The sequence below is a fragment of the Aeromonas sp. QDB34 genome (assembly GCF_027705405.1).
Classification (GTDB): Bacteria; Pseudomonadota; Gammaproteobacteria; order Enterobacterales; family Aeromonadaceae; genus Aeromonas; species Aeromonas hydrophila.
The window spans coordinates 1-9736 of record NZ_JAPDBT010000041.1; the positions used below are offsets into that span (position 1 = coordinate 1).

Genomic DNA, 9736 nt, shown 5'->3' on the forward strand with positions numbered 1-9736 from the left:
GCTGGAGATCGGAAAGCCCCTTTACGGTGGGATTCAGAGCTTACGTTGGTTTTTGGTTCCATTGCTCCCCAAACCCCAAGGACAAAGCTACGGTGCGGCTGAATGTGTCCATTGGTGGCGGCGGTGTTGAGCTACTGGCGACCGGGCCGAAGTGGTACGACACGCGGAAAGAGCAGGGCGGCGGTGCCATCGACCTGACCATGCACCTGTTCAGATTGTCATTTGTGGATGCGGTCAAACGGCTGTCGCCTTGATCGTGTTTGCAAGATGCCCCCGGCAGGGCCGCCGGAGGCCACTCGCCGCCGTGAGGCTCTGGGGGCAGGGTAGCGGTCTTCGCCCTTCGTCCTGCCCCCTTTCTTACCCTCTCAAAACGCGCTGTAGGCCCGTTTCTGGCCGACAACGAGCCGAAGGCGAGGCGTCAGCACGGTGTTTCACCAAAAACGAGCAGCCGACCGGGCAGCGGTACGTTACGAAAACCGCTCGCATATCGTATCTGTATTGCGTATCATATCTGTATTGGTACGATTTACGCTGATATGGTACGAAAGGAGCAACGATCATGGCACGTCAGGGCATCACTTTTGAGCAGGTCGCCGCCGTCGCTGATGCGCTGGCAGGCGAGGGTCAGCAGCCGACCATCCGGGCGGTGCGGGAGAAGCTGGGCGACACCGGCAGCCCGAACACTATTCACAAGCACTTGACCGCGTGGCGCGAGGCCCGCCCGGTGGCCGCAGCCGCTGCGCCGGAACTGCCGCAGGCGCTGACCGCTGCCATTGCCGCCGAGATCGAGCGGGCCGCATCGCGGGCACGCGGCGAGATCGAGGGCCGTCTGGTGCAGGCGCAGGCGGAGGCCGCCGAACTGGCCGCCGCTGGCGAGGTGCTGGAAGGCGAACGCGACGAGCTGGCCGAGCAGGTGGCCGTGCTGACCACTGAGCGCGACACGCTGGCAGGCAAAGCCGCCCAGCAGGCCGCCGACTTGGCCGAGGCGCAGCAGCGCATCGAGCGCGAGCAGCAGGCGGCAGAGTCTGCCCGGCTGGAGGTGGCAACCGCCCGGCACAAGATCGAGGCGCAGGCCGAGCGCGTGAGCGAGCAGGCCGCCGAGCTTGAGCGCCTACGCGCCGCACTGGCCGAGGCACAGCAGGGCCGCACCGCCACCGAACAACAGGCCGCCGTGCTGGCCGCCAAGCTGGAGGCGTGCGCCGACCGTGTGAGCCGCGCAGAGGCCCGCGCCGAGCAGATCGAGCAGCAGGCCGCCAAGGCTGCACAGGCCCACGACACCGCCCGCGCCGCAGCAGCGCAGGAAACCCGGCAGACGCAGGCCGAGCGTGACGAGGCTCGCAAGGTGGCAGCAGAGGCCCGCGAGCAGGCCGCACGACTTACCGGGCAGCTTGAGGCGCTGCAACGGCAGCAGGACAAAGCCGAGGCCGCCGAGAAGGCCACGAAGGCACCGAAAGGGAAGGGGGGCGAGTGATGCCAAGCGCCGCAGAATTTCAGGCGCTGTCCGATGAGTTGCGGCAGCTTGGGGCGGTGATCGTGCAGGCTGCGAACCTGGGCGATCAGGAGCTTGCATTGTGGGCCGTGGGGGCGCTGTCATCCGCAGCCGCCCGGCCTGCATGGTGGGCGAGAGAGGCCGCAGACAGCGAAGCTGTGGGATGCAAATAAAGTCCCATCCTAAGCTACGCCAATTTTCAGGACTGTTTTGAAAGACTCAGGCTTGGCAGGCGGGTAAAGTGTCATTCTGAAAGGATCGCGTGGCATTGGGCGCGGCCTGAATCGTGAAAATAAAGTCTCATACTTTCGAGCGTCTGAATCGTCGCCCACTACCGCCGGGACTGAGACACCAACAAGGGGGGCGTATGCCCAAAACCCGAAAACACCTCACCCCGACCGAAGCAGAGGCCAAGGGGCTTCTATGCCGTAAGCACCTCAAGGAACGCCTCCGCCTCATGCCGGGACTAAACACCAAGCCCGCTGGCAGTGTCTGGCAAGGTCAGGGGGCTTATGATGTGTACAACCCAGCCGAGTGCGTGCCGTGGCGCTGGATGCCTGGGCGTGCCCAAGTCCGTCGCCAGCACGTCGCAGCGCAGGCAAAAGACCTGATCGCCGCAGGCTGCATTGTGCTCGACACCGAAACCACCGGCCTCGGTGATGACGCCGAGATTTGCGAGATAACCATACTCGACGTGACCGGCGCACCGATCCTCGACACGCTGGTACGCCCGACCCGGCCAATCCCGGTCGAGGCGACAGCGATTCACAAAATCACCGACGCCATGGTGGCCAGTGCGCCGAGCTGGCCCGAGGTGGCCGAGCAGTACGCCGCCGCCGTTGCTGGCCGAACCGTCGTTGCCTACAACGTCGCTTTTGATGCGCGCTTGCTGCGGCAGACCTATCAGATACACGGAATCACCGCGCCAGTGTTGACGACCGCTTGCGCGATGCTGATGTATGCCGAGTGGCATGGAGAGTACGACCGGAGCCGCGACCGCTGGCGATGGTTGAAGCTGATCGAGGCTGCGACCGACTGCGGCGTGGCAGAAGACGGCGCACACCGCGCCCTTGCCGACGCCCGCATGACGCTGGGTGTGCTGCGATACTTGCAGCGCCGCACGAACGGACGGCGACCGGCAGGGCCGAAAGTGGCCACCGTCCCGCAGGAGGCTTTGCCCTCTGTTTTAGGATGAAACTCTATTTCAAAGAATGAGACTTTATTTGTACGGATGAATCTTTATTCGCATCCCACACATGGCTTCTAACCACGCTTCGTGCATCCAGAATGGGGCTATTTTTCCGTGCTGAAGTGTGCAAAGCGGATTGAGCACCCGGCGTGGGTTCTTCCATGTCTCGACGGAGAGCAACAGGCCGTCCGCATGGACGGAAAAGACTGGTAGTGCTTTCGGCTGGCCCTTCTTCTTGCCTTGCGTTTCGGTTGGCTTGAGGTCGTCCCAAACGCCTTGCACGGTTTTGTTCAGTTCGTCGATGAAGCGTTCCGGCATGGTTTTCAAGAGTTCGGCAGTGATTGCGTTCGCGTCCTCAAATTGCTTTCTTGCTTCGGCTTCCTTTTTCCGTCGTTTTTGCCGCTCCTGTTCGTATTCGTCTAAGGTTTGCCTGTGTCTGCGCTGTGCTTCAGCTTCCGCTTCTTCAGCTTGCCTTCGTGCTTCCTCTTTGGCTTTCTGTCGGCGTGCTTCACCCTCTGCTGTGAGTGCTGGTTTTACCAGTTCGCCAGACTTGGCCTCGATGGTGATCGAAAGCGGTTCGCCGCGATGGTCTACCAGATCGAAAGGCAGACCATCCGCATCGAATGCCGTGAGGTAAAGATTGGCCCCATAGACCTTGTGCCCCGGCCTCACAGCTTCGTATTTTTCTGCTGCTGCGTGCAGTGCTTCCGCTAGGCGTTCTGCCGTGATTTCTCCTTTGATCTTGATTCTCATGGCAACCTCCATCCGTAGGTGCCATCCGATGCGGGCTTGACGTAGCACACGCCTTTTTCGACGTACCACCCCGGCCTATCGCACTTCGCCAAGCTGGCGAGGCTTCCCGTTTGAGCGAAGCGGTAGGCCAAGCGCCCCTCTGGCGTGTTGGCCCATGCCGCCGCCGCTTTCTCGTCCTTGGCTTCGGTGTATCCCGCGCCGTATCCGGCGCCGTATCCGGCCTGATAGCCCGAATCCTTGCCGCTGCTGTGCATGTACCAGCCGAACAGGCCGACGCACAGGAAGGCCACGGCGATGCAGCCCGCCGCCCACTGCCACATCTGCTTTGCTGATGTGTTGTGCGCGACCTCTTGCGCTGCTGCTGCTACCGCTTGCGCCAAATCCGCCTTGGCTGCTTCCGCTGATGCTTTCACGGTTGCATCCGCCGTTACCTTGAAATTGACCAAGGTATCTTTGGCTGCTTGTGCTATCGCTTGCGGGAACTTCTCATACTGGCCTTGGTAGTGTTGCAAGGACATGAGCACCAGCCACAGCGCATCATTGTTTTTCAGGCCGAGTGCATCCCGAACCCGGTAAAGACTTTGCCGCTCCGCGTCACTAGGTTGCCTGCCGAGCAGCTTTGCAAAGCTGTCGTCTAGGTCACTCATGGACTACGGCCTCCAATACCTTTTTGGCCTCGTTGCGCCACCGCGTAAGCTCCGCACGGTTGCCAATGGGCAATTCCTTGAGTGCTACCGCAATGCTCATGCGCTTGCTGTAAATGTCATCGCTCACACGGTCGGCCATGTCCGGGAATGTCACCGATTTCCCGCCGCGTTCCTCTACCGCCGTGCGCAGCTTGGAGCCGTTGTAAAGCTCGAACTTATTTTCTTCCCCGAAGTGTCCATTGCGTACCACATGAACATCCGCATTCGGAATTGCGTCCATGTATTCCTTGAGCAGTTCGAGGCTATCCCGTTGGCGGTTAATCACCCACAGCGTGACCAGCTTCCGCTTGAGTTCTTCAAGCGTGCTATTCAGTGTTTCACCGTAGGCGCTCACGCCCTTGTTATTCCGTGCTGCCGTGTTGATTACCACGACGCTATCCGGCTTGCTATCGCACAAGTTCACTAGCTGAATCCATCCGTCCGCCTCATCCAGATTGATAAGCTCCGTTTCCGTGCTTTCTTTATAGGCTTTCCATACGTCCGGGTTAGAGGTGTCAGACTCAATCAGCAAGACGCTTTCGCCGCGCTCTTGCAGGTAATCAACCGTTGCCATCGTGACAAGCGACTTGCCAACGCCGCCCTTGCTGCCACCGATCAGGTAAATGCTTTTCGCCATGTTGCTTACTCCTTAAATGTCGTCGCTGTCAGGTTTCGGGGTGAATGTCGCCTTTGATGTATCCGCAGGCTTCTTGACGGCGGGGCGGGGGCGGGGTGTGTCTCCCGGTGCGTGCACCGGAGCTTTTTTCGCTGGCTTTGCTCTCTGCAAGTAGCTCTTGAGTGTTGGAGTTGCGATGCTCAGACCTTCACCGCGCAGCGTCTCGGAAATCTGGTCAAGCGTGTATCCACGCTTTTGCAACAAGGCGATTTCCTTCGAGAGTATGCGCACGGCATCTTGCTTGCTGTGCTCTTGCTTCTTTTTCTCGACTGGCGGCATCTCTCGCAGCTTTGCAGCGATAGCCTCTAGCTGTTCTGTCGTATGCTTTATCGTGCTAACTCCTTTGCTTACTTGTTGCGGAGTTGACAGCATAGCGCCATTTGTGCTTGTTGCAAAGTGCGTCCCGTGCACCTAAACTGCTGATACGATAGTAGAGCGGATGAGCAATACAGGATGACCGTTGTAACACACATGGCTTCGCCACGTGGTTCCAACGGACGCCTGCCCATTCGGCGCTTCGCTTCTCACGGTCTGGCTTATCCTGCAAGGGGTATCCCCTTGACCCCGGACAGTGCGGCGCTCTCGCTTCTTACTGTCCAAGACACACCCCGCCCCCCGCCCCGGCGAGAAGGAGACACGATGCCATTTGAAACGCAGGGGCCGGAACCGCTGGACGCCGTTATCAATGTACGGCTGACCGCAGCGGAGAAGGCCCGCTTGAAAGAGGATGCCGACCTTGCCGGGTTGAGCATGTCCGAGCTTGTCCGCCGCCGCTACTTCGGCAGGCCGATCATTGCCAACGCTGACGCTGTGATGCTCAAGGAGCTGCGGCGCATCGGTGGATTGCTCAAGCACATCCACAACGAAAGCGGAGGCATTTACAACAAGGACACAGCCGGGGCACTTGTGGCCCTGAAAGCCTACATCGGGAAACTGAGCCGTGATCGTCAAGAAGGTTAAGAACCCGCAGAAGGCAGCAAGCAAGGCGGTTCGCGTTTCTCGCCTAACCGACTACATCCGCGAGCCGGAGCGTGAGAACTCGCAGGAGAAGTGCATCCATGCCGGGGCGCGTGGATTCATCACCGATGAACCACAGAGCCAGACGGCAGAAATGATTGCCTTGTCACAAGAGGCAGTGCGAAGCAAGGACACGATCAATCACTATGTCCTGAGTTGGCGAGAAGGCGAGCAGCCCAGCCCGGAGCAGGTCGAAGAAGCGGTAAGCATTTTCATGGATGAGCTAGGTGTTAAAGACCATCAAGCCATCTATGGTTTGCACGCCGACACGGACAACTTGCACCTGCACCTTGCCATCAACCGCGTGCATCCTGAAACGCTCAAGGTGGTGAAGATCAATAACGGCTTCGACATTGAGGCAGCGCACAAGGCGATAGCACGAATCGAGAACGCACAAGGCTGGCAGCGTGAGCAGAACGGGCGTTATCAGGTGTTGGAGAATGGTGAGTTAGGCCGGGAGCACATCGACAAGGACAAGCCGCGCCAGCCAGCCCAGCCGAAGCGCGACATGGAAAACCGCACCGGGGAGAAATCCGCCGAACGCATCGCCATTGAGGACGGCGCACCGATCATCAAAAAGGCGCAGACGTGGGAGCAGTTGCACCGCGAGTTAGCAGCCAAGGGGATGCGCTACGAGAAAACAGGCAGCGGGGCGACGCTCTTTGTCGGTGATGTTGGCGTGAAGGCCAGCAGCGCAGACCGGGACGCGAGCCTATCCAAGTTACAAAAGCGACTCGGAGCTTACCAGCCGCCGCCGCAGCGTCAGCAGGTAGCACAGCGCGAGCCAGAGCCGATCAAGCCAGACGTGCCGGGATGGAAGGATTACATCACCGGGCGCAAGGCGCACTACGCGGAAAAGAACGCGGCCAAGCTGGCACTGGACAAGCGGCAGGAGCAGGAGCGCAAGCAGATTGCCGAGCAGCAGAAAGCCCGCCGCGATGAACTCATGCGCGGCAACTGGAAGGGTAAGGGCGAAGTGCTCAACGCCATGCGCAGCGTGATTGCCGCCGAGCAGGCCGCAGAGAAAGCAGCCTTGAAAGAGAAGCACCAGAAGCAGCGCGAGCAGCACCGGCAGCAGTTCCGGCCCTATCCCGACCTGGAGCAGTGGCAGCGGATGCAGAAAAGCCCGGAGCTTGCCGAGCAGTGGCGGCACCGCGCCAGCGAGCCGCAGCGCATCGAGGGCGCGAGCGGCGAGCCGCCGACGCCGCGAGACATCCGCGCCTATCAGCCTGAAATCGTGGGCCAGCAGGTGCATTACAGCCGGAAGGAAGAAGCGGGGGCGGGCGGGGGTGTGTCTTTCGTGGACAAGGGAAAAAGCATCGATATTCACGACTGGCGCAACCGGGACAGCACGCTTGCCGCCTTGCAGCTATCGGCGCAGAAGTGGGGCAGCTTCACCGTAACCGGGAACGACGAATACAAGGCCATGTGCGCGAAGTTAGCAGCAGAGCACGGTTTCAAGATCACGAATCCTGAGCTTCAGGAGCGCATCCAGCAGGAGCGGCAGCGGATACAGCAGGAGAGGGCGCAGGCGATGAAATCGGAGCAGCTAAAGCAGTTTGAGCTGTACGCGGAAGCGGTAGGCGCGGAGCGCTACCGGGTAACGTCCATCAAGATGCAGGCAGACGGAAGGAAGCAAACCTTCATCCTCGACAAGAAGGACGGCATCACGCGGGGCTTCACGCCGCAGGAGATCGAGCAGCGCACGCCGGAGATGCTGCGCCTACAGCGCCGGGGCGAAAACCTCTACTACACGCCACTATCGGACAAGAAGCATCACATCCTCATCGACGACATGAACCGGGAGAAGCTGGAGCGGCTTATCCGTGACGGCTACCGGCCCGCCGTTGTGCTGGAATCAAGCCCCGGCAACTATCAGGCCATCATCACCGTGCCGAAGCTGGGGACGGCCCACGACAAGGACGTGGGCAACCGGCTGAGCGATGCCCTGAACCGTGAATACGGCGACCCGAAGCTATCGGGAGCCATCCACCCGCACCGCGCACCCGGCTACGAGAATCGCAAGCCCAAGCACCAGCGCGAGGACGGCAGCTATCCCGAAGTGCGCTTGCTCAAGGCCGAGCGCCGCGAGTGCGTCAAGGCGCTGGCCCTGTCCAGCCAGATCGACGCCGAGTATCAGCGTCAGGCCGCCTTGAAGGCGCAGCAGCCAGAACGCAGCAAAGCCAAGCCCGCCTTGGAGCTTGCAGCGGCCAGCGGCAGCGCGATCGACGCTTACCAGCGGCATTACCGCGACGTGATCAAGCGGCAGCGTGGCGGCGAGGTGGACTTGTCCCGCGTGGATTCCATGATTGCCGTGCGGATGCGCGTTACCGGCCACGATCAAGCCGCCATCGAGGGCGCTATCCGCCAGTGCGCCCCGGCCACCCGGCAGAAGGACGAGGGGCGCGACTGGAACGACTACGCGCAGCGCACCGCCCGCTATGCCTACAGCGCCGCAGGCGACCGGCAAGCCGCCGAGCTTGGGAAGTACCGCCAGCAGTGGGAGAAGCTGGAAGGGCGCGAGCCTGTACGCCAGCAGGAGCAGGCCAAGGCGCAGAAGATCGAGCGCGACAACTCACCCGGCATGAGTCGATAAGACTTGATGTAACTACAAAAAGACGCTACAATAAGAACACAATGGAACTTGAATGGGACGCCGATAAAGCGGCACGAAACCTGAAAAAGCACGGCGTTTCCTTCGAGGATGCCGAGCTTGTTTTTTACGACTCCGGGCGGGTTGAAGCCTACGACGGACGCGAGGACTACGGGGAAGATCGTTGGGCAACGATTGGGCTTGCCTACTCGGCTGTCCTGTATGTGGTCTACACCGTCCGACACGAGGAAACCATCCGCCTTATCTCTGCGAGGAAAGCAAATGCCGACGAAAGAAAGCAATATCGTGAAGCGAACTCTTGACCTCAAGAAGCCGCCACAGTTGAGCGCCGAGCAGAAGGCGCGACTGGATGCCGTGGCCTCGATGCCGGATGAGCAGATCGACTATAGCGATGCACCCTATCTGCCTGATGCTGTCTGGATGAAGGCAGCGGAGCAATTGCCCCACACCAAGAAGCAAATCACGCTGCGCATTGATGCCGAAGTGTTGGAGTTCTTCAAGCACACCGGCAAGCGTTATCAGTCGCGCATGAATGCTGTTTTGCGCTCCTACGTTGAGGCGCACAAGGCGCACGCGAAATGAGCGGCGACGACAAGCAGCTTGAGCTTGAAGCCCTCGCCGCCGTGGGCGAAATGCTCTTGTTCGACCAAGCCAGAGGCAACCCGGAAGAAGCCGCCCGCATCCTGCGATGTGCGCGGCTTTTTGCTCGTTCAGAGGATGCCGCGCAGCGTCTCAGCGAGCTATGCAACGAGGCGGGCAGTGATGCGACTTGGCGCGAAAACATCGTGGAGGAACTGCAAGACCGAGAGGACTTGCAAGCCGCCGAGGCAGCGATGGAAGCCCGCCGACAGGCCCAACTTGTTGCGCAAGCGGATAGTGCCGACACGGCCTTGCAGACCCTAATGGACGAGGTAGCGGCGGACACCTTCGGCAGTCTCGATGAAGGATATGCGGCACAGGCGCAGGCCGAGGCCGTGAAGGCGTGGCAGGGCAGGCAGTGAGCGGCATTTGTTGGTGTTTCATCGTAACCCGGCAAGTGTTCAGCAAACGGTGGTTTGTTGGACAGTTGCCGCAAGGGGCGGTTTTTGTCATTTTCAGAAGACGACTGCACCAGACAACGCGGTTTGAAGGCTGTTGTGCAGTCGTCTATTGAACGAACAGTATCAGGAGTCCGCTGCACGAATGATAACCTCAAGCCGGTTCTGGTCGCGCTGGCGACCGATCAGCCCCTGGATGGGGACGGTAGAGAAAACGGACAAAATCGTACGCTAAGCATGCGGCCTGTCAGGTTGAGGCCATAGAGTTTGACGTT

Annotated in this window: 12 protein-coding genes; 8 read left to right on the forward strand and 4 right to left on the reverse strand. The window is 60.3% G+C overall.

Going from position 1 to position 9736, the window contains the following annotated elements; all coding sequences use genetic code 11:
- From OKC29_RS22560 to OKC29_RS22570, 3 genes are all read left to right on the forward strand, one after another.
- Positions 1–254, forward strand: a 254-nt coding sequence (locus tag OKC29_RS22560) for a hypothetical protein (protein WP_205684880.1), incomplete at its 5' end; no start/stop codon positions are given.
- 305 nt (positions 255–559) lie between these two features.
- Positions 560–1471 (forward strand): DNA-binding protein, encoded by a 912-nt coding sequence (locus OKC29_RS22565; RefSeq protein ID WP_033996289.1) that lies wholly within the window; start codon positions 560–562, stop codon positions 1469–1471.
- Positions 1472–1856: 385 nt separating this feature from the next.
- The gene (locus tag OKC29_RS22570; protein ID WP_011270172.1) at positions 1857–2684 is read left to right on the forward strand and encodes a 3'-5' exonuclease; all 828 of its coding nucleotides are present in this window, start codon (positions 1857–1859) and stop codon (positions 2682–2684) included.
- Positions 2685–2708: 24 nt separating this feature from the next.
- On the opposite strand, the gene OKC29_RS22575 is transcribed toward OKC29_RS22570, so the two are convergent.
- Genes OKC29_RS22575 through OKC29_RS22590 form a run of 4 tightly spaced genes read right to left on the reverse strand, consistent with a single transcriptional unit; the run spans position 2709 to position 5072 of the window.
- Positions 2709–3431 (reverse strand): hypothetical protein, encoded by a 723-nt coding sequence (locus OKC29_RS22575; RefSeq protein ID WP_015060216.1) that lies wholly within the window; start codon positions 3429–3431, stop codon positions 2709–2711.
- Positions 3428–4078 (reverse strand): protein mobE, encoded by a 651-nt coding sequence (locus tag OKC29_RS22580; protein ID WP_270669786.1) that lies wholly within the window; start codon positions 4076–4078, stop codon positions 3428–3430. The genes OKC29_RS22575 and OKC29_RS22580 overlap by 4 nt, the downstream gene beginning before the upstream one ends.
- Positions 4071–4754, reverse strand: a complete 684-nt coding sequence (locus OKC29_RS22585) for a nucleotide-binding protein (RefSeq protein ID WP_015060218.1) — start codon at positions 4752–4754, stop codon at positions 4071–4073. Before OKC29_RS22585 ends, OKC29_RS22580 begins: the two co-directional genes overlap by 8 nt.
- A 12-nt stretch (positions 4755–4766) precedes the next feature.
- Positions 4767–5072 (reverse strand): protein mobC, encoded by a 306-nt coding sequence (locus tag OKC29_RS22590; RefSeq protein WP_232048283.1) that lies wholly within the window; start codon positions 5070–5072, stop codon positions 4767–4769.
- Positions 5073–5432: 360 nt separating this feature from the next.
- Here OKC29_RS22590 and OKC29_RS22595 point away from each other — a divergent pair, with 360 nt between their 5' ends.
- The 5 genes from OKC29_RS22595 to OKC29_RS22615 are packed head-to-tail and all read left to right on the forward strand — an operon-like array spanning position 5433 to position 9425.
- Positions 5433–5753: a plasmid mobilization protein gene (locus OKC29_RS22595; RefSeq protein WP_021029055.1), complete on the forward strand. Its 321-nt coding sequence runs from the start codon at positions 5433–5435 to the stop codon at positions 5751–5753.
- Positions 5734–8406 carry a TraI/MobA(P) family conjugative relaxase gene (traI, locus tag OKC29_RS22600; protein WP_033996285.1) on the forward strand — a complete coding sequence of 891 codons (2673 nt, stop codon included), beginning with the start codon at positions 5734–5736 and terminating at the stop codon, positions 8404–8406. Before OKC29_RS22595 ends, traI begins: the two co-directional genes overlap by 20 nt.
- 41 nt (positions 8407–8447) lie before the next feature.
- Positions 8448–8726, forward strand: a complete 279-nt coding sequence (locus OKC29_RS22605; RefSeq protein ID WP_015060221.1) for a BrnT family toxin — start codon at positions 8448–8450, stop codon at positions 8724–8726.
- Positions 8686–9006: a BrnA antitoxin family protein gene (locus OKC29_RS22610; RefSeq protein ID WP_045286807.1), complete on the forward strand. Its 321-nt coding sequence runs from the start codon at positions 8686–8688 to the stop codon at positions 9004–9006. Before OKC29_RS22605 ends, OKC29_RS22610 begins: the two co-directional genes overlap by 41 nt.
- Complete coding sequence (locus OKC29_RS22615; protein ID WP_015060223.1) at positions 9003–9425, forward strand: antitoxin MazE-like protein; 423 nt, start codon at positions 9003–9005, stop codon at positions 9423–9425. The genes OKC29_RS22610 and OKC29_RS22615 overlap by 4 nt, the downstream gene beginning before the upstream one ends.
- Positions 9426–9736 lie beyond the last annotated feature (311 nt).